We start from the raw sequence: 19,301 nt of genomic DNA, 5'->3' as shown, positions 1-19,301 counted from the left end.
TGCACTTACCACCTCTTGAGCCCGATGGCCAAGCCCGGTTGTTTTCGGCCCTCGAAAGCGTGACGCAGGTCACATCTCCATCTCGTGAATGCGTGCACACGGAGTCGAGGCGTCCACTTCGGTCCGGCCCGACCCCCGGACGGGCGACCCGAGGGTCTTTATCACCCACACGCGTCCACTGCCAATTTGCTTGTAGGGCCCAACTCTTGATAGTGCGACACCCTCTCCGACCAGCGATTTCCGGTCCGAATGTCACACCTGGTGATCACCTGGGCGCTTCACGCGACAAGATCACTGCTCATCCGACTTCATGATCCTTCGTCAGGTGGCAGAGATCACAAATCCGTTGGCGACCCCCGTGTCGCAGATCACAGAGGGGCGGGCTTAAGATACGCGGACGTCGGGCTTGTGAACTGCCTCACATGAGAGCGATCTTCCGAGACCCGACAGTGCGGTCCAACGGTCAAGGACGACTGGAAGGAGCGAGGAGCGTGAATGCGTACGCGCCCGTCCTCGTGCTCGGTGCCCTGGGTGCGGGGTTTGCGATCTTCTCCGTGGTCATGGCCACGCTAATCGGGCCAAAGCGGTACAACAGGGCAAAACTTGAAGCGTACGAGTGCGGCATCGAGCCGACGCCCACTCCCGCCGGGGGCGGCCGCTTCCCCATCAAGTACTACCTGACGGCGATGCTCTTCATCGTCTTCGACATCGAGATCGTCTTCCTCTACCCCTGGGCCGTCACCTTCGACGCCCTGGGGCTTTTCGGGCTCGTGGAGATGCTGCTCTTCGTGCTCACCGTCTTCGTCGCCTACGCGTACGTGTGGCGGCGCGGCGGCCTGGAATGGGACTGAGGGGCTGAGGAGCACCCATGGGACTCGAAGAGAAGCTGCCCAGCGGCTTCCTGCTGACCACCGTCGAGCAGGCCGCGGGCTGGGTCCGGAAGGCGTCCGTCTTCCCCGCGACCTTCGGCCTCGCCTGCTGCGCCATCGAGATGATGACCACCGGCGCCGGCCGCTACGACCTCGCCCGCTTCGGCATGGAGGTCTTCCGCGGCTCGCCGCGGCAGGCCGACCTCATGATCGTCGCCGGCCGGGTCAGCCAGAAGATGGCGCCCGTCCTGCGGCAGGTCTACGACCAGATGCCCAACCCCAAGTGGGTCATCTCCATGGGCGTCTGCGCCTCGTCGGGCGGCATGTTCAACAACTACGCGATCGTGCAGGGCGTCGACCACATCGTGCCGGTCGACATCTACCTGCCCGGCTGCCCGCCCCGCCCGGAGATGCTGGTGGACGCGATCCTCAAGCTCCACCAGAAGATCCAGACCTCCAAGCTCGGCGTGAACGCCGAGGAGGCGGCCCGCGAGGCGGAGGAGGCCGCGCTCAAGGCGCTGCCGACCATCGAGATGAAGGGTCTGCTGCGGTGACCGACGCACGCGCGGCCACCGGGCCGCAGCCGACGACGAAAGCCGCGCCATCGCGCCGCGCGGGCGGAGAAGGGAACGGGACGGCACCGTGAGCGACGAAACCCCGAACCCCGAGAAGGAGCTGAGCGAGCAGAACCTGCCCGGTCAGCGCGGCGAGCACGGGGAGGAGGTCCGGCTCCAGCGCGGCATGTTCGGCGCGAACAACGGCGGCGACACCTCCGGCTACGGCGGCCTCGTCCGCTCGATCCGCCTCCCCGGCCCCGCCGCCCGCCCCTACGGCGGCTGGTTCGACGAGGTCGCCGACGAGCTCGAAGGCGCCCTGGAGGAGCAGGGACTCGTCCCCGAGAACGCCATCGAGAAGACGGTCGTCGACCGCGGCGAGCTCACCTTCCACGTCGAGCGCGAGCACCTCGTCCGCGTGGCCCGCACCCTGCGCGACGACCCGGCGCTCCGCTTCGAGCTCTGCACCGGCGTCTCCGGCGTCCACTACCCGGGCGACAAGGGCCGCGAGCTGCACGCCGTCTACCACCTGCGCTCGCTCACCCACGGCCGGCTGATCCGCCTGGAGGTCTCGGCCCCGGACGCCGACCCGAGGATCCCGTCGCTGACCGCCGTCTACCCGACGAACGACTGGCACGAGCGCGAGGCGTACGACTTCTTCGGGATCGTCTTCGAAGGCCACCAGGCCCTCACCCGGATCATGATGCCGGACGACTGGCAGGGCCACCCGCAGCGCAAGGACTACCCGCTCGGCGGCATCGCCGTCGAGTACAAGGGCGCCCAGATCCCGGCTCCGGACCAGCGGAGGTCGTACTCGTGAACAGCACAGCATCCAGCCCCCGCGACACGACCGAGGGCGCCGTCTACACGGTCACCGGCGGCGACTGGGACGAGGTCGTCCAGTCGGCGGCCAAGGCCGACGACGAGCGGATCGTCGTCAACATGGGCCCCCAGCACCCCTCCACCCACGGCGTGCTCCGGCTCATCCTGGAGATCGACGGCGAGACCGTCACCGAGGCCCGCTGCGGCATCGGCTACCTCCACACCGGCATCGAGAAGAACCTCGAATACCGGACCTGGACGCAGGGCACCACCTTCGTCACGCGCATGGACTACCTCACCTCGTTCTACAACGAGACGGCGTACTGCCTCGGCGTGGAGAAGCTGCTCGGCATCACCGACGACGTCCCCGACCGGGCCAGCGTCATCCGGGTCATGCTCATGGAGCTCAACCGCCTCTCCTCGCACCTGGTGTGCATCGCCACCGGCGGCATGGAGCTCGGCGCCACCACGATCATGATCTACGGCTTCCGGGACCGCGAGATGATCCTGGACCTGTACGAGCTGATCACCGGCCTGCGCATGAACCACGCGTACATCCGGCCCGGCGGCCTCGCCCAGGACCTCCCGCCCGGCGGCGTCGACGCCGTGCGCGAGTTCGTGAAGACCATGAAGAAGAACCTGCCGGAGTACGACAAGCTCGCCACCGGCAACCCCATCTTCAAGGCCCGCATGCAGGACGTCGGCCACCTCGACCTCACCGGCTGCATGGCCCTCGGCGCCACCGGACCGATCCTCCGGTCGGCGGGCCTCCCGCACGACCTGCGGAAGTCCGACCCGTACTGCGGCTACGAGGACTACGACTTCGAGGTCCCCACCGCCGACACCTGCGACGCCTACGGCCGCTTCCTCATCCGCCTGGAGGAGATGCGCCAGTCGCTGCGGATCGTCGAGCAGTGCCTCGACCGCCTGGAGCCCGGCCCGGTCATGGTCGGCGACAAGAAGATCGCCTGGCCCGCGCAGCTCGCCCTCGGCACCGACGGCCTCGGCAACTCCCTCGACCACATCAAGAAGATCATGGGCACCTCGATGGAAGCCCTCATCCACCACTTCAAGCTGGTCACCGAGGGCTTCCGGGTCCCGGCCGGCCAGGCGTACGCGGCCGTCGAGTCCCCCAAGGGCGAGCTCGGCGTGCACGTGGTCTCCGACGGCGGCACCCGCCCCTTCCGGGTCCACTTCCGCGACCCGTCCTTCACCAACCTCCAGGCCATGGCCGCGATGTGCGAGGGCGGCCAGGTCGCCGACGTCATCGTCGCCGTCGCCTCCATCGACCCCGTGATGGGAGGCGTCGACCGATGACACAGACCCCGACCGGCGGGAACGTCAGCCTCGGGATGCCCCAGCTCCCCGCCCCCGCCTACCCGGACGACGTCCGGGCCCGGCTGGAGGCGGATGCCAGGGCGATCATCGACCGCTACCCCGGCTCCCGCTCCGCGCTCCTGCCGATGCTGCACCTCGTGCAGTCGGAGGAGGGCCACGTGACCCGCACCGGCATGCAGTTCTGCGCCGACCTCCTCGGCCTGACCACCGCCGAGGTCACCGCCGTCGCCACCTTCTACACGATGTACCGCCGCAAGCCCTCCGGCGACTACCAGGTCGGCGTCTGCACCAACACCCTCTGCGCGGTCATGGGCGGCGACGCCATCTTCGAAGAGCTCAAGGAGCACCTCGGCGTCGGCAACAACGGCACCACCGAGGACGGCAAGATCACCCTCGAACACATCGAGTGCAACGCGGCCTGCGACTACGCCCCCGTGGTGATGGTCAACTGGGAGTTCTTCGACAACCAGACGCCCGAGTCGGCCCGGAAGATGGTCGACGACCTCCGCGAGGGCCGCACCGTCGAACCCACCCGCGGCGCCCCCCTGTGCACCTTCAAGGAGACCGCCCGCATCCTCGCCGGCTTCCCCGACGAGCGCCCCGGCGCCGTCGCCGCCACCGGCGGCGCGGGCCCCGCCTCCCTCGTCGGCCTCCGCCTGGCCAAGGGCGAGACCCCGCAGCAGACCCGGATCGTCCACCCGCGCGGCGAGGCAGCCGGCCAGGAGGGAGAGTGATGACGTTGGCCGCCGAGATCAACTCCAGCAGTCCCGAGAAGCTCCTCTCACCGGTGCTCTCCGCCTTCTGGGACCAGCCCGACTCCTGGACCCTGGAGACGTACGAACGCCACGAGGGCTACCAGGGCCTCAGGCGCGCGCTCGCCATGAGCCCCGACGACCTCATCGCGTACGTGAAGGACTCCGGCCTCCGCGGACGCGGCGGCGCCGGCTTCCCCACCGGCATGAAGTGGCAGTTCATCCCGCAGGGCGACGGCAAGCCGCACTACCTCGTCGTCAACGCCGACGAGTCCGAGCCCGGCACCTGCAAGGACATCCCCCTCCTCTTCGCCAACCCGCACTCGCTGATCGAGGGCATCGTGATCGCCTGCTACGCGATCCGCTCCAGCCACGCCTTCATCTACCTGCGCGGCGAGGTCGTCCCCGTCCTGCGCCGCCTCCACGAGGCGGTCCGCGAGGCGTACCAGGCCGGCTACCTCGGCAAGAACGTCCTCGGCAGCGGGCTCGACGTCGAACTCACCGTGCACGCCGGCGCCGGCGCGTACATCTGCGGCGAGGAGACCGCCCTCCTCGACTCCCTCGAAGGCCGCCGCGGCCAGCCCCGGCTGCGGCCCCCCTTCCCCGCGGTCGCCGGCCTCTACGCCTGCCCCACCGTGGTGAACAACGTCGAGTCCATCGCGTCCGTTCCCGCGATCCTCCAGCGCGGCAAGGAATGGTTCACCTCGATGGGCAGCGAGAAGTCCCCGGGCTTCACGCTCTACTCGCTGAGCGGGCACGTCGCCTCGCCCGGCCAGTACGAGGCGCCCCTCGGCATCACCCTGCGCCAGCTCCTCGACATGAGCGGCGGCATGCGCCCCGGGCACCGGCTCAAGTTCTGGACGCCCGGCGGCTCCTCCACCCCCATGTTCACCGACGAGCACCTCGACGTGCCGCTGGACTACGAGGGCGTCGGCGCCGCCGGCTCCATGCTCGGCACCAAGGCCCTCCAGTGCTTCGACGAGACCACCTGCGTCGTCCGGGCCGTCACCCGCTGGACCGAGTTCTACGCCCACGAGTCCTGCGGCAAGTGCACCCCCTGCCGCGAGGGCACCTACTGGCTCGTCCAGCTGCTCCGCGACATCGAGGCCGGCGAGGGCGTCATGTCCGACCTCGACAAGCTGAACGACATCGCCGACAACATCAACGGCAAGTCGTTCTGCGCCCTCGGCGACGGCGCCGCCTCGCCGATCTTCTCCTCGCTGAAGTACTTCCGCGAGGAGTACGAGCAGCACATCACGGGCAAGGGCTGCCCCTTCGACCCGGCCAAGTCGACCGCCTGGGCGGACAACCACAAGGAGGTGACCGCATGACCGTCACCGAGTCCACCCCGGCGGGGGGCGGCTCTCCGGCCGTGCCGCCGGAAGACCTCGTGACGCTGACCATCGACGGCGCGGAGATCTCCGTCCCCAAGGGGACCCTGGTCATCCGGGCCGCCGAACAGCTCGGCATCGAGATCCCCCGCTTCTGCGACCACCCGCTCCTCGACCCCGCCGGCGCCTGCCGCCAGTGCATCGTCGAGGTCGAGGGCCAGCGCAAGCCGATGGCCTCCTGCACCATCACCTGCACCGACGGCATGGTCGTCCGGTCGCAGCTGACCTCGAAGGTCGCCGAGAAGGCCCAGCACGGCGTGATGGAGCTGCTGCTCATCAACCACCCGCTGGACTGCCCGGTCTGCGACAAGGGCGGCGAGTGCCCGCTCCAGAACCAGGCCATGTCCCACGGACAGGCCGACTCCCGCTTCGAGGGCGTCAAGCGGACCTACGAGAAGCCGGTCCCGATCTCCACCCAGGTGCTGCTCGACCGCGAGCGGTGCGTGCTCTGCGCCCGCTGCACCCGCTTCTCCAACCAGGTCGCCGGCGACCCGATGATCGAACTCGTCGAGCGCGGCGCCCTCCAGCAGGTCGGCACCGGCGAGGGCGACCCCTTCGAGTCGTACTTCTCCGGCAACACCATCCAGATCTGCCCGGTCGGCGCGCTGACCTCGGCCGCGTACCGCTTCCGCTCCCGCCCCTTCGATCTGGTGTCCTCGCCGAGCGTGTGCGAGCACTGCGCCGGCGGCTGCGCCACCCGCACCGACCACCGGCGCGGCAAGGTCATGCGCCGCCTCGCGCAGAACGACCCCGAGGTCAACGAGGAGTGGGTCTGCGACAAGGGCCGGTTCGGCTTCCGGTACGCGCAGCAGCGCGACCGCCTGACGACCCCCCTGGTGCGGGGCGCCGACGGCGTCCTCGCACCGGCCTCCTGGCCCGAGGCCCTGGAGGCCGCCGCCCGCGGCCTGGTCCGCGGCCGCACCGGCGTCCTCGCCGGCGGCCGGCTCACCGTCGAGGACGCCTACGCGTACGCCAAGTTCGCCCGGGTCGCCCTCGACACCCACGACGTCGACTTCCGGGCCCGCGTCCACTCCGGCGAGGAGGCCGACTTCCTCGCCTCCCACGTCGCCGGACGCGGCCGCGACCTCGACGGCAGCGGGCTCACGCACACGACGCTCGAAGCCGCCCCGGTGGTGCTCCTCGTCGGCCTGGAGTCCGAGGAGGAGGCCCCCGGCGTCTTCCTGCGGCTCCGCAAGGCGTGGCGCAAGCACGGGCAGAAGACGTACGCCGTCGCCTCCCACGCCACCCGCGGCCTGGAGAAGACCGGCGGCACCCTGCTGCCCGCCGCCCCCGGCACCGAGACCGAATGGCTCGACGCCCTCACCTCCCGCGTCGGCCTCGACTCCACCGGCTGGGCCGCCGCCGAGGGACTCCGCCAGGACGGCGCCGTCCTCGCGGTCGGCGAACGGCTCGCCGGGGTGCCCGGCGCGCTCACCGCCGCCCTGCGGGCCTCCGCCGCCACCGGCGCGAAGCTCGTCTGGATCCCGCGCCGGGCCGGCGAGCGCGGCGCGGTCGAGGCCGGCGCGCTGCCGAGCCTGCTGCCCGGCGGCCGGCCCGCGACCGACCCCCGCGCCCGCGAGGAGGTCGCCGCCGCCTGGGGCGTCCGCGAACTCCCGCACCGCTACGGCCGCGACACCGGCCAGATCCTCCAGGCCGCCGCGGGCGGCGAACTCGACGCGCTGCTCGTCGGCGGCGTCGACGTCGACGACCTGCCCGACCCGGTGCGGGCCCGCGAGGCCCTCGACGCGGCCTTCGTCGTCTCCCTCGAACTGCGCCCCGGCGCCGTCACCGAGCGCGCCGACGTCGTCCTCCCGGTCGCCGCCGTCGCCGAGAAGGCGGGCACCTTCCTCAACTGGGAGGGCCGGGTCCGGATGTTCGAGGCCGCGCTCAAGCCCGAGCAGATGACCCGCCCGCTCGCCCCGTCCGACGCGCGCGTCCTCCACATGCTCGCCGACGCCATGGACGCCCACCTCGCCCTGCCCGACCTGAAGGCGGCCCGGCGCGAGCTGGACCGGCTCGGCCGCTGGACCGAGGAGCGGGCCTCCGAGCCCACCGCGCACGCCATCCCGGCGCCCCGGCCCGGCGACGGCGAGGCCGTCCTCGCCGGACACCGGCTGCTCCTCGACCTCGGCCGGCTCCAGGAGGGCGACGAGGCCCTGGCCGGCACCCGCCACGCGGCGGTCGCCCGGCTCTCCGCCGCCACCGCCGCCGACACCGGCGTCAAGGACGGCGACCTGCTCGAAGTCACCGGCCCGGCCGGCGCGGTCGCCCTCCCCCTCCAGGTCACCGCGATGCCCGACCGGGTCGTCTGGCTCCCGCTGAACTCGACCGGCCGGGGCGTCCTCGCCGACACCGGCGCCCGCCCCGGCGACCTGGTCCGCATCGGCCCGGCGACCCCCTCGACGGAGACGGAGGTGCAGGCGTGAACACGCTCCTCGCAGCCGAGGACCTGTCCATGTTCGGGACGGACCCCTGGTGGCTCGTCGTGATCAAGGCCGTCTTCTGCTTCGCGTTCCTGATGGTGACCGTGCTCTTCTCCATCGTGTGGGAGCGCAAGGTCGTCGCCTGGATGCAGCTGCGCATCGGCCCCAACCGGCACGGCCCCTGGGGCCTCCTCCAGTCCCTCGCGGACGGCATCAAGCTGATGCTGAAGGAGGACGTGATCGTCAAGCGGGCCGACAAGGTCGTCTACGTCCTGGCCCCGATCGTCGCCGCGATCCCCGCCTTCATGGCGATCGCGGTGATCCCCTTCGGCCCGGCCGGCAACGAGGTGTCGATCCTCGGCCAGCGCACCACGATGCAGCTCACCGACCTGCCGATCGCGATGCTGTACATCCTCGCGGTCGCCTCCGTCGGCATCTACGGCATCGTCCTCGCCGGCTGGTCCTCGGGATCGACGTACCCGCTCCTCGGCGGCCTGCGCTCCTGCGCGCAGATGATCTCGTACGAGATCGCCATGGGCGCGGCCTTCGCCTCGGTCTTCCTCTACTCCGGCTCGATGTCGACCTCGGCGATCGTCGAGGCCCAGCAGGACCGCTGGTTCGTCGTGCTGCTGCCGGTCTCCTTCCTCATCTACATCGTGACGATGGTCGGCGAGACGAACCGCGCCCCCTTCGACATGCCGGAGTCCGAGGGCGACCTCGTCGGCGGCTTCAACACCGAGTACTCCTCCATCAAGTTCGCGATGTTCATGCTCGCCGAGTACGTGAACATGGTGACGGTCTCCGCGGTGTCGGTGACCCTCTTCCTGGGCGGCTGGCGGGCCCCGTACCCGGTCTCCGCCTTCTGGGAGGGCGCCAACCACGGCTGGTGGCCGATGCTGTGGTTCGTCCTCAAGGTGCAGCTGCTGCTCTTCTTCTTCATCTGGCTCCGCGGCACCCTGCCCCGCGTCCGCTACGACCAGCTGATGAAGCTCGGCTGGAAGGTCCTCATCCCGGTCTCCGTGGTCTGGCTGATGCTGGTCGCCACCGTCCGGGCGCTGCGCAACGAGAACATCGCCTTCACCAACATCGTCCTGTACGTGGCCGGTGCCGTCCTCGTGGTGCTGCTCCTGTCCTTCGTCGCCGACCTCTTCCGCGACCGGAAGAAGGAGGAGGCGGCGGGCGCGGCCGAGCGGGAGACCTTCGACCCGATGGCCGGCGGCTTCCCCGTACCGCCCAAGCCCGGCCAGTCCCTGCCGCCCGTGCCCCGGCGCAGGCCCCGACACCAGCGGGACCTCGTTGTCAGTGGTGGCCCCGATACTGCTACCGAGAGTGATGAGAGGGGGACGGATCGTGTCTGACTTCCAGAATCCGGTGGCCGGCTTCGGCGTGACCTTCAAGGCCATGTTCAAGAAGCGGCTGACCGAGCAGTACCCGGAGCAGAAGAAGACGACGGCGCCCCGTTTCCACGGCCGGCACCAGCTCAACCGCCACCCGGACGGCCTGGAGAAGTGCGTCGGCTGCGAGCTGTGCGCCTGGGCCTGTCCCGCCGACGCCATCTACGTGGAGGGCGCGGACAACACGGACGAGGAGCGCTACTCGCCCGGCGAGCGGTACGGCCGCGTCTACCAGATCAACTACGCCCGCTGCATCCTGTGCGGGCTGTGCATCGAGGCGTGCCCCACGCGCGCGCTGACGATGACCAACGAGTTCGAACTGGCCGACTCCTCCCGCGAGAACCTGATCTACACCAAGGAGCAGCTCCTCGCGGGCCTCGACGAGCGGATGGTCGACACCCCGCACGCGATCTTCCCCGGCATGACCGAGCAGGACTACTACCGGGGCCTGGTCGTCGAGGCCGCGCCCGGGACCGAGCGCCAGGTCGCCGTCTCCAAGGGCGAGGAGCCGCAGGAGGGCGCGTCCACCTTCGGCGAGGACGAGCCCGCGTCGGGGAAGGTGGTCGGCCGATGAGCGCGCTCGCGGCCTACGCCACCTCCACCGGCGAGGCGTTCCAGTTCTGGGTGCTCGGCACCGTCGCCGTGATCGGCGCGCTGTGCACCATCCTCATGAGGAAGGCCGTGCACAGCGCCCTGTGCCTGGCCGGCACGATGATCGTCCTCGCGGTCTTCTACCTGGCCAACGGCGCGTACTTCCTCGGCATCGTGCAGATCGTCGTCTACACCGGCGCGATCATGATGCTCTTCCTCTTCGTCGTCATGCTGGTCGGCGTCACGGCCGCGGACTCCCTGAAGGAGACCATCAAGGGCCAGCGCTGGTGGGCCGCCGCCTGCGGCCTCGGCTTCGGCGTCCTGCTCTTCGCCGGGATCGGGAACGCGGCGCTGACCGAGTTCGCCGGCCTCGGCGCGGCGAACACGGCCCACGGGGGCAACGTGGAGGGCCTGGCGGCCCTCATCTTCACCAAGTACGTCTTCGCCTTCGAGATCACCGGCGCCCTGCTGATCACCGCGTCCGTCGGCGCGATGCTCCTCACCCACCGGGAGCGCACCGAGCGGGCCAGGACCCAGCGGGAGCTGGCCGAGCAGCGCGTGCGCGAGGGCAGGCACCTGCCGCCGCTGCCCGCCCCCGGCGTCTACGCCCGGCACAACGCCGTGGACGTGCCGGGCCTGCTGCCCGACGGCACCCCGTCCGAGCTCACCGTCATCTCGACCCTGCGCAAGCGGGGCCAGGTGCGGGACGTGTCGGGCGAGGCGCTCGCCGACCTCAAGGCCCTGGAGCAGCGTTCCGCGGAGCGGCTGGGCCGCGGCCGGGACGACGCTCGTGACGGTGCTCGTGACGGAGAGGAGGCCAACCGGTGAACCCCGTCAACTACCTCTACCTCGCCGCCCTGTTGTTCACCATCGGCGCGGTCGGGGTGCTCATCCGGCGGAACGCGATCGTGGTCTTCATGTGCGTGGAGCTCATGCTGAACGCCTGCAACCTCGCGTTCGTCACCTTCTCCCGCATGCACGGCAACCTCGACGGCCAGATCATCGCCTTCTTCACGATGGTCGTCGCCGCCGCGGAGGTCGTCGTCGGGCTCGCGATCATCGTGTCCGTCTTCCGATCCCGCCACTCGGCCTCGGTCGACGACGCCAGCCTGATGAAGCTGTGAGGGGCTGACCGTGGAAAATCTCATTGCGCTCCTCATCGGGGCACCCCTGCTCGGCGCGGCCGTCCTGCTGTGCGGCGGCCGCCGGCTCGACCGGGCCGGGCACTGGCTCGGCACGCTCCTCGCGGCCGTCTCCTTCGCCGTCGGCCTGGCCCTCTTCGCCGACATGCTCGGCAAGGACGCCGAGGACCGGGCGATGCACCAGCACCTGTTCTCCTGGATCCCCGTGGAGGGCTTCCAGGCGGACATCGCCTTCCAGCTCGACCAGCTGTCGATGACCTTCGTCCTGCTGATCACCGGCGTGGGCACGCTCATCCACGTGTACTCGATCGGGTACATGGAGCACGACGAGCGGCGCCGCCGCTTCTTCGGCTACCTGAACCTGTTCGTCGCGGCGATGCTGCTGCTGGTCCTCGCGGACAACTACCTGCTGCTGTACTTCGGCTGGGAGGGCGTCGGCCTCGCCTCGTACCTCCTCATCGGCTTCTGGCAGCACAAGCCCAGCGCGGCCACCGCCGCGAAGAAGGCGTTCCTGGTCAACCGGGTCGGCGACATCGGCCTGTCGATCGCGATCATGCTGATGTTCACCACCTTCGGCACCTTCGCCTTCGGTCCCGTCCTCGCCTCGGCGGGGGAGACCTCCGAGGGCAAGCTGACGGCGATCGGCCTGATGCTGCTCCTGGCGGCCTGCGGCAAGTCGGCGCAGGTGCCGCTCCAGTCCTGGCTCGGCGACGCGATGGAGGGCCCGACCCCGGTCTCGGCCCTCATCCACGCGGCCACGATGGTCACCGCCGGCGTGTACCTGATCGTCCGCTCCGCCGACATCTTCGACGCGGCGCCGGACGCGCAGCTCGTCGTCACCATCGTCGGCGCGGTCACGCTGCTCTTCGGTGCGATCGTCGGTTGCGCGAAGGACGACATCAAGAAGGCCCTCGCCGGGTCGACGATGTCGCAGATCGGCTACATGATCCTGGCGGCGGGCCTCGGCCCGATCGGCTACGTCTTCGCGATCATGCACCTGGTGACCCACGGCTTCTTCAAGGCCGGGCTGTTCCTCGGCGCCGGTTCGGTCATGCACGGCATGAACGACGAGGTCGACATGCGCAAGTACGGCGGCCTGCGGAAGTACATGCCGCTCACCTTCGTCACCTTCGGCCTCGGCTACCTCGCCATCATCGGCTTCCCGGGCCTGTCCGGCTTCTTCTCCAAGGACAAGATCATCGAGGCGGCCTTCGCGAAGGGCGGCACCGAGGGCTGGATCCTCGGCGCGGTCACCCTGCTGGGCGCCGCCATCACCGCGTACTACATGACGCGCGTGATGCTGATGACCTTCTTCGGCGAGAAGCGCTGGCAGGACGACGCCGACGGCAACCCGCCGCACCCGCACGAGTCGCCGAAGTCGATGGTGATCCCGATGGTGCTGCTCGCCGTCGGCTCGGTCGCCGGAGGCGCCGTCTTCGAGTTCACCGGCTTCGTCGAGTGGCTGGAGCCCGTCACCGGCTTCGAGCACGGCCACGCGCCGATCAGCGCCGCCGCCGTCACCGCCGCCACCGTCGCCGTCATGGTGATCGGCGTCGGCCTCGCCTACCTCCAGTACGGGCGCCGCCCCGTCCCGGTGGTCGCGCCGCGCGGCTCGCTGCTCACCCGGGCCGCCCGCCGCGACCTGCTCCAGGACGACTTCAACCACGCGGTCTTCGTCACCGGCGGCACCCACCTGACCCGCTCGCTGGTCTACGTCGACCACACCCTCGTGGACGGCGTGGTCAACGGCACGGCGGCGAGCGTCGGCGGCCTCTCCGGCCGGCTCCGCAAGCTCCAGAACGGCTACGTCCGCTCGTACGCGGTCTCCATGTTCGGCGGTACGGCGGTCCTCATCGCCGCGACCCTGCTGATGAGGGCGGTGTAACTGTCATGTCCTTCCCGCTCCTTACGGCGACGGCAGCGGTACCGGCGGTCGGTGCGATCCTCACCGCCGCCGTGCCCGCCGGGCGCCGCACCGCCGCCAAATGGCTGGCGCTGCTCGTCTCGCTGGCCACGCTCGTGCTCGCCGCGGTCGTCTTCGCCCGCTTCGAACCGGGCGGCGACCGCTACCAGCTCGTCGAGTCCCACTCCTGGATCAGGGACTTCGGCGTCCGCTACGAGCTCGGCGTCGACGGCATCGGGGTCGCGCTGATCGCGCTGACCGCGCTGCTGATCCCCTTCATCGTCCTGGCCGGCTGGCACGACGCCGACCCGCTGGAGACGCAGTCCAAGCGGTGGCGCCCCACCCAGGGCTTCTTCGCCCTGATCCTCATGGTCGAGGCGATGGTGATCCTCTCCTTCGAGGCCACCGACGTCTTCCTCTTCTACATCCTCTTCGAAGCCATGCTCATCCCGATGTACTTCCTCATCGGCGGCTTCGGCGACCGCGCGCACGGCGGCACCGACGAGAACGCGGCGGCGCAGCGCTCATACGCGGCGGTCAAATTCCTGCTCTACAACCTGGTCGGCGGCCTGATCATGCTGGCCGCCGTCATCGGCCTCTACGTGGTCGCGGGGAACTTCTCGCTCACCGAGATCGCCGAGGCGCGGGCGAACGGCTCGCTGGAGATGGCGGGCTCGACGGAGAAGTGGCTGTTCCTCGGCTTCTTCTTCGCCTTCGCGGTGAAGGCGCCGCTGTGGCCGCTGCACACCTGGCTGCCGAACGCGATGGGGGAGGCGACCGCCCCGGTCGCCGTCCTCATCACGGCGGTGGTCGACAAGGTCGGCACCTTCGCGATGCTCCGCTTCTGCCTCGGGCTCTTCCCCGAGGCGTCGAAGTGGGCCACCCCCGCGATCGTCGTCCTCGCCCTGATCAGCATCGTGTACGGGGCGCTGCTCGCGGTCGGCCAGCGGGACATCAAGCGCCTGGTCGCCTACGCGTCGATCTCCCACTTCGGCTTCATCGTCCTGGGCATCTTCGCGATGACCAGCCAGGGCCAGTCCGGCGCCACGCTGTACATGGTCAACCACGGCATCTCCACCGCCGCCCTGATGCTCGTCGCCGGCTTCCTGATCTCCCGGCGCGGCTCGCGGCTCATCGCCGACTACGGCGGCGTGCAGAAGGTCGCGCCGGTCCTCGCCGGCACCTTCCTGATCGGCGGCCTCGCGACGCTGTCGCTGCCCGGACTCGCGCCGTTCGTCAGCGAGTTCCTGGTCCTGGTCGGGACCTTCGCCCGCTACCCGGCGGCCGGCGTCGTCGCCACCACCGGCATCGTCCTCGCCGCGCTGTACGTCCTCGTCCTCTACCAGCGGACGATGACCGGCCCGGTGAAGGAGGAGGTGCGGTCGATGCCCGACCTGCGGCCGCGCGAGCTCGCCGTGGTCGTCCCGCTCATCGCCGTCCTGCTCTTCCTCGGCGTCTTCCCGAAGCCGCTGACGGACGTGGTGAACCCGGCCGTCCGGCACACGATGTCGGACGTGCAGCGGACGGACCCCCAGCCCGAAGTCACCGTCCAGAAGGTGGAGGCGGCCAAGTGAACGCCCTCGCTGTCCACAGCCTGTGGACGACGGCCGCCGAGCCGCTGAACAAGATCCCGGCGCCGAAGATCGAGTACACCCAGCTCGCCCCGGTCCTGATCGTGGTCGGCGCGGCCGTCGTCGGCGTCCTCGTCGAGGCCTTCGTGCCCCGCAAGGGACGCTACTTCAGCCAGGTCTTCCTCACCGTGGCGGCCCTCGCCGCCGCGTTCGCCGCCGTCGTCGGCCTCGCGGCCGGCGGCTACGGCACCACCAAGGCCCGCATCGCGGCCATGGGCGCCATCGCCGTCGACGGCCCCGCGCTCTTCCTCCAGGGCACGATCCTGCTCGCCTCGGTCGTCGCCGTCCTCACCTTCGCCGAGCGCAGGCTCGACCCGGCCGACCACGGCCACAAGGTCGACTCCTTCGCCGCCGAGGCGGCCGCCGTCCCCGGCGGCGACCACGAGAAGGCCGCCGTCAAGGCGGGCTTCACCACCACCGAGGTCTTCCCGCTCGCGCTCTTCGCGATCGCCGGCATGCTGGTCTTCCCGGCCGCCAACGACCTCCTGACCCTCTTCATCGCGCTGGAGGTCTTCTCCCTCCCGCTGTACCTGCTCTGCGCCCTCGCCCGCCGCAAGCGGCTCCTCTCGCAGGAGGCGGCCGTCAAGTACTTCCTGCTCGGCGCCTTCTCCTCGGCCTTCCTGCTCTTCGGGATCGCCCTGCTCTACGGCTACGCGGGCTCCGTCTCGTACGCCACGATCGCGGGCGTCGTCGACGGCTCCGTCACCACCGTCAACCCGGCGCTCGCCGGCACCATGGGCAACGACGCGCTGCTGCTCATCGGCTTCGCGCTGCTCCTCATGGGCCTGCTCTTCAAGGTCGGCGCCGTCCCCTTCCACATGTGGACCCCCGACGTCTACCAGGGCGCCCCGACCCCGGTGACCGGCTTCATGGCCGCCGCCACCAAGGTCGCCGCCTTCGGCGCGCTGCTCCGCCTGCTGTACGTGGTGCTGCCGGGCCTCACCTGGGACTGGCGCCCGGTCATGTGGGGCGTCGCCATCGTCACCATGCTGGGCGGCGCGGTCGTCGCCATCACCCAGACCGACATCAAGCGGCTGCTCGCCTACTCGTCGATCGCGCACGCGGGCTTCCTGCTCGCGGGCGTCATCGCCGCCACCCCGAGCGGCATCTCGTCCGTCCTCTTCTACCTGGGCGCCTACTCCTTCGTGACGATCGGCGCCTTCGCCGTCGTCACGCTGGTCCGGGACGCGGGCGGCGAGGCCACCCACCTCTCCAAGTGGGCCGGACTGGGACGCCGTTCGCCGCTGGTCGCGGCCGTCTTCGCGGTCTTCCTCCTGGCCTTCGCCGGCATCCCGCTGACCTCCGGCTTCTCCGGCAAGTTCGCGGTCTTCAAGGCGGCGGCGGAGGGCGGGGCGGGCGTGCTCGTGGTCGTCGGCGTCATCGCCTCGGCGGTGGCGGCCTTCTTCTACATCCGGGTGATCGTGCTGATGTTCTTCAGCGAGCCGAAGGCGGACGGCCCCACGGTCGCCGTGCCCTCGGCGCTCACCACCCTCGCCATCACGGCGGGCGTGGTCGTCACCCTCGTCCTCGGCCTCGCCCCCCAGTACTTCCTGGACCTGGCGAGCCAGGCGAGCGTCTTCGCGCGCTGAACCACCACGGACGGGGCCCGGCTCGGGGGCGAGCCGGGCCCTTCCGCGTGCCCGCCGCTACTTCTCCGGGCAGGGCCCGCAGTGCACCCGCGGGTTGTACGGCGCGAACACCCCCGCCGGGTTCTCCTCGTGGATCCAGGCGTGCAGCGAGTACACCTCCCCGAGCCCCGGGATCGGTTCCGGCCCGTCGAAGTCCCGGCCGAAGGCCCGCGGCACCGGCTGCCCGGCGTCCGGCACGACCCACTCCAGGGCGACCAGCCTCCGCTTCCCGCTCCCGTGCTCCTCCGCGTAGATCACGGCCGCCGGCCGCGCCGGATCGGTCGACCCGATGTTGGCCGGATTCACGTAGTGGTAGCCCATCCCGCCGAGGTTCGCGCCGCTGGTGTCCTCGACGCACACCTCGGTCCGCGCGAACCCGTCGGCGACCGCCTTCTCCTCGGACCGGTACTTCTTCGTCGCCTCGTACGACGTGGCCAGGTCAGGATGCGGCCACCCGTGCTCACCCCCCGCGGCGGGCGTCCGGGGCGCCGCCGAGACGGCCGGCGCGGCGGCCCCCAGGGACAGCGCGACGGAAGCGGCGAGGGCGAGGGCGGCCCTGAGGGCCCGGGGACGTGCGGACATCACTGATCTGCTCCTTCGGAAGGGGAAGGCGCCCCCGACGCCGCTGCGAAGGCGGCTCCTCCCCGAAGCCCGCCGCGAGGAGCATCGAACGCCCGCCCCCGCCGCGCACCCGGAACTCGACCAGGGGAGTGGCTACGGGGGGTGAGCGCGCGCCGGTGGCGGTTACGATCGCCCGCGACGTGCCGGGGGGCGCGGGTCCGCCGGAGGCGGAGCGAGCGGGGGAGGGGGAGCTCTGTGGAACGTTCCGTGTTCCTGAGGAGTCCGTGGAACTGGATGATCTCTGTCCTGGGGCTGGGGACCGCCCTGGTGGGACTGGCCGGGATGGGGACGGGTGACCGGTTCCTGTCCGGCATCTTGCTGGCGGCGGGCGGGTGGGTCGTGCTGACCGCCCCCTTCGCCGGGGTCCGGGTCGACGGCCGGGGCCTGCGGTACCGGGGCGTCGCCCGGCGGGACTTCCTGCCGTGGAGCGAGGTCGCCTCCGTCGAGACCGGAAGCCTGGGCGGCCGGCTGTGGAACGCGAACGTGCCGGTCGTCACGACGCGCGGCGGCACGGAGATGACGCTGCTGATGCTGGCCGGGTACGAAGGGTGGGGCGGACGCCCCAACGCACGGGTCCGGGAACAGGCCGGGACGATGACGCGGCGGGCCGCGCTCGCGCGGGAGGACGCGCGGGCGGCCGGGGCGACGACGGCCGGGCTCACCCTGCACCGGCTGGTGACGCGGGACCAGTGGAACCGGTACGCGGCGCGCGAAGCGGTGTACGCGCGGGCGGACACCCCGCGGGGCGAGGTGACGCTCACGCGGGGGCCGGGCGTCGGCAGGGACCCCGAGGAGATCGCCAACGGCGCGGAGCGCTGGACCCTCGACCTGCGCGGGGAGACCCGGATGGTGCTCTTCCGGATCTGCGCCGGCGGGTACGGGTCGCGGTGGAGCCTGGGGCGCGGCGTCGACGGGGAGTTCGACGGGGTGCCGTTCCGGTACTCCGGGCGGTCGGCGCTCCGGCCCTCGCGGCGGGCCGTCGTGCTGGAGGGGGACGGGATCGACGTGCGCTTCGTCCACCGGGGGTTCGGCCAGGTCCTCGTCGAAGGGGGCGAACGGGCGGCGCTGTACGGGGGGCTGCGCGGCTGGGACCTGACGGACGCCTCGGACCCGGCGGTCCTGGCGGCCTGCGTCCACGAGTGGGCGGGGGCGGGGCACTTCCTCCGCACGCCGGTGTTCCGGGAGCTGTAGCGGCCGGGGCCCCGGTGGGCCTCCTGACAGGGCGCGGTCCGCGTGGGATCGTGGACACTCCTCATGGTCTGGACCAGTTGGGAGGGTGGTTCCATGCGGGGCAGCACGGTCTTACCGGGGGTGCCTTGTGCCGTGCCGCGGGACGGGGAGCCGCCGGTGCACCGGCTGGAGCTGCGGCTGCCGGACCAGGTGCCGTTCGCGGCCGGGGGGTTCGACGCGATGGGGCCGATGTCGCGGGCCTCGTACCCGCACCGGCACACCTTCTACGAGATCGTGCACGTCGTGGAGGGGACGGGGACCCACGTCATCGACACCGAGCGGTACGAGGTGCGGCCGCCGCAGCTGGGCGTGATCCTGCCGGGGCAGGTGCACCGGTGGGAGGGGGTGCGCGGGCTCGAAGGATCGCTGGTGCTGTTCACGCCGGAGTTCCTGGTGGGCGGGGCGGGGGACGAGGAGCTGCTGCGGCGGCTCGGGGAGCGGCCCTGGGCGGACCTCGGCGCGGACGCGCACGCGCGGACCTCCGCGCTGATGGAGGAGCTCGCCGAGGAGTACCGCAGCGGGGACGACGGCTTCGCCGGGGTGCTGCGGTCGCTGCTGCACGTGCTGCTGGTGCGGGCCGCCCGGGTGCCCGGGACCGGGATCCGGCCCGCCGTGCGGGGCGTCGCCGGGGAGTTCCTGCGGATCGCCGGGCCCGCCGCCGCCGAGGGCCTGTCCGTGCGGGAGTGCGCGGGGCGGCTCGGGGTGTCCGCCGGGCACCTGAACGAGGTGGTGCGGGGCGCCACCGGCCGCACCCCGGCCGCGCTGCTGCGCGAGGCCCGGGTGCAGGAGGCGCAGCGGCTGCTCGTCGCCACGGACCTGTCGGTGCGGCAGGTCGCCGCCCGGGTGGGCTTCGAGGACCCGGCGTACTTCTGCCGCTTCTTCCGGCGGGAGGTGGGGCGCAGCCCTGGCGACTTCCGAAAACACCACGACCGCCCTGCTCCGTCCATCGCTCCGAACTCCCGCCCGGCCTAGGTTCGTTGCCGATCCCAGACCCCACCTGAGGAGCCAGGCA

General features: G+C 71.1%; 17 protein-coding genes. 16 read left to right on the top strand and 1 reads right to left on the bottom strand.

Features of this window, described 5'->3' with window-relative positions; all coding sequences use genetic code 11:
* Positions 1–491: 491 nt before the first annotated feature.
* From IE326_RS09255 to nuoN, 14 genes are all read left to right on the top strand, one after another.
* Positions 492–851 (top strand): NADH-quinone oxidoreductase subunit A, encoded by a 360-nt coding sequence (locus IE326_RS09255; RefSeq protein WP_019888619.1) that lies wholly within the window; start codon positions 492–494, stop codon positions 849–851.
* 17 nt (positions 852–868) lie between these two features.
* Positions 869–1,423 carry a NuoB/complex I 20 kDa subunit family protein gene (locus tag IE326_RS09250; protein ID WP_043227783.1) on the top strand — a complete coding sequence of 185 codons (555 nt, stop codon included), beginning with the start codon at positions 869–871 and terminating at the stop codon, positions 1,421–1,423.
* Between the two features lie 88 nt (positions 1,424–1,511).
* A complete protein-coding gene (locus IE326_RS09245; protein WP_150230559.1) occupies positions 1,512–2,243 on the top strand; it encodes an NADH-quinone oxidoreductase subunit C in 732 nt (243 codons plus the stop codon).
* Positions 2,240–3,562, top strand: a complete 1,323-nt coding sequence (locus IE326_RS09240; protein WP_150230560.1) for an NADH-quinone oxidoreductase subunit D — start codon at positions 2,240–2,242, stop codon at positions 3,560–3,562. Before IE326_RS09245 ends, IE326_RS09240 begins: the two co-directional genes overlap by 4 nt.
* On the top strand, positions 3,559–4,317 hold the full coding sequence (nuoE, locus tag IE326_RS09235; protein ID WP_150230562.1) for an NADH-quinone oxidoreductase subunit NuoE: 759 nt from the start codon (positions 3,559–3,561) through the stop codon (positions 4,315–4,317). The genes IE326_RS09240 and nuoE overlap by 4 nt, the downstream gene beginning before the upstream one ends.
* Positions 4,317–5,666, top strand: a complete 1,350-nt coding sequence (nuoF, locus tag IE326_RS09230) for an NADH-quinone oxidoreductase subunit NuoF (protein ID WP_150230564.1) — start codon at positions 4,317–4,319, stop codon at positions 5,664–5,666. Before nuoE ends, nuoF begins: the two co-directional genes overlap by 1 nt.
* Entirely contained in the window at positions 5,663–8,152 is a 2,490-nt protein-coding gene (locus IE326_RS09225; protein WP_150230566.1) for an NADH-quinone oxidoreductase subunit G, read from the top strand. The genes nuoF and IE326_RS09225 overlap by 4 nt, the downstream gene beginning before the upstream one ends.
* On the top strand, positions 8,149–9,507 hold the full coding sequence (nuoH, locus tag IE326_RS09220; protein WP_150230570.1) for an NADH-quinone oxidoreductase subunit NuoH: 1,359 nt from the start codon (positions 8,149–8,151) through the stop codon (positions 9,505–9,507). Before IE326_RS09225 ends, nuoH begins: the two co-directional genes overlap by 4 nt.
* Positions 9,500–10,117, top strand: coding sequence for an NADH-quinone oxidoreductase subunit NuoI (gene nuoI, locus IE326_RS09215; RefSeq protein ID WP_268982956.1), 618 nt, complete (start codon positions 9,500–9,502; stop codon positions 10,115–10,117). Before nuoH ends, nuoI begins: the two co-directional genes overlap by 8 nt.
* The gene (locus IE326_RS09210) at positions 10,114–10,962 is read left to right on the top strand and encodes an NADH-quinone oxidoreductase subunit J (RefSeq protein WP_190041255.1); all 849 of its coding nucleotides are present in this window, start codon (positions 10,114–10,116) and stop codon (positions 10,960–10,962) included. The genes nuoI and IE326_RS09210 overlap by 4 nt, the downstream gene beginning before the upstream one ends.
* Positions 10,959–11,258, top strand: a complete 300-nt coding sequence (nuoK, locus tag IE326_RS09205; protein WP_043227770.1) for an NADH-quinone oxidoreductase subunit NuoK — start codon at positions 10,959–10,961, stop codon at positions 11,256–11,258. The genes IE326_RS09210 and nuoK overlap by 4 nt, the downstream gene beginning before the upstream one ends.
* A 10-nt stretch (positions 11,259–11,268) precedes the next feature.
* Entirely contained in the window at positions 11,269–13,161 is a 1,893-nt protein-coding gene (gene nuoL / locus IE326_RS09200) for an NADH-quinone oxidoreductase subunit L (RefSeq protein WP_190041254.1), read from the top strand.
* 5 nt (positions 13,162–13,166) lie between these two features.
* The gene (locus tag IE326_RS09195) at positions 13,167–14,753 is read left to right on the top strand and encodes an NADH-quinone oxidoreductase subunit M (RefSeq protein WP_150230578.1); all 1,587 of its coding nucleotides are present in this window, start codon (positions 13,167–13,169) and stop codon (positions 14,751–14,753) included.
* On the top strand, positions 14,750–16,399 hold the full coding sequence (gene nuoN / locus IE326_RS09190; protein WP_150230580.1) for an NADH-quinone oxidoreductase subunit NuoN: 1,650 nt from the start codon (positions 14,750–14,752) through the stop codon (positions 16,397–16,399). Before IE326_RS09195 ends, nuoN begins: the two co-directional genes overlap by 4 nt.
* Before the next feature lie 57 nt (positions 16,400–16,456).
* Here nuoN and IE326_RS09185 read toward each other — a convergent pair whose 3' ends face one another.
* Positions 16,457–17,020 carry a hypothetical protein gene (locus tag IE326_RS09185; RefSeq protein ID WP_190041253.1) on the bottom strand — a complete coding sequence of 188 codons (564 nt, stop codon included), beginning with the start codon at positions 17,018–17,020 and terminating at the stop codon, positions 16,457–16,459.
* A 273-nt stretch (positions 17,021–17,293) separates the two neighbouring features.
* Here IE326_RS09185 and IE326_RS09180 point away from each other — a divergent pair, with 273 nt between their 5' ends.
* Both IE326_RS09180 and IE326_RS09175 read left to right on the top strand, forming a co-directional pair.
* Entirely contained in the window at positions 17,294–18,250 is a 957-nt protein-coding gene (locus IE326_RS09180; RefSeq protein ID WP_190041252.1) for a PH domain-containing protein, read from the top strand.
* A gap of 156 nt (positions 18,251–18,406) precedes the next feature.
* Positions 18,407–19,261, top strand: a complete 855-nt coding sequence (locus tag IE326_RS09175; protein WP_308440305.1) for a helix-turn-helix domain-containing protein — start codon at positions 18,407–18,409, stop codon at positions 19,259–19,261.
* Positions 19,262–19,301: the final 40 nt, after the last annotated feature.

The organism is Streptomyces filamentosus (assembly GCF_014654895.1).
Taxonomy (GTDB): domain Bacteria; phylum Actinomycetota; class Actinomycetes; order Streptomycetales; family Streptomycetaceae; genus Streptomyces; species Streptomyces filamentosus.
Note: the sequence above shows the minus strand (reverse complement) of the source record. Positions and strands in the feature narration are given on the sequence as shown.

What these genes read in the sequence shown, in the direction of transcription:
- nuoE (WP_150230562.1), top strand. Translation starts at nt 3,559, where the DNA reads ATGACACAGACCCCGACCGGCGGGAACGTCAGCCTCGGGATGCCCCAG.
- IE326_RS09185 (WP_190041253.1), bottom strand. Translation starts at nt 17,020, where the DNA reads ATGTCCGCACGTCCCCGGGCCCTCAGGGCCGCCCTCGCCCTCGCCGCT.
- IE326_RS09250 (WP_043227783.1), top strand. Translation starts at nt 869, where the DNA reads ATGGGACTCGAAGAGAAGCTGCCCAGCGGCTTCCTGCTGACCACCGTC.
- IE326_RS09195 (WP_150230578.1), top strand. Translation starts at nt 13,167, where the DNA reads ATGTCCTTCCCGCTCCTTACGGCGACGGCAGCGGTACCGGCGGTCGGT.
- nuoF (WP_150230564.1), top strand. Translation starts at nt 4,317, where the DNA reads ATGACGTTGGCCGCCGAGATCAACTCCAGCAGTCCCGAGAAGCTCCTC.
- IE326_RS09210 (WP_190041255.1), top strand. Translation starts at nt 10,114, where the DNA reads ATGAGCGCGCTCGCGGCCTACGCCACCTCCACCGGCGAGGCGTTCCAG.
- IE326_RS09180 (WP_190041252.1), top strand. Translation starts at nt 17,294, where the DNA reads ATGATCTCTGTCCTGGGGCTGGGGACCGCCCTGGTGGGACTGGCCGGG.
- IE326_RS09225 (WP_150230566.1), top strand. Translation starts at nt 5,663, where the DNA reads ATGACCGTCACCGAGTCCACCCCGGCGGGGGGCGGCTCTCCGGCCGTG.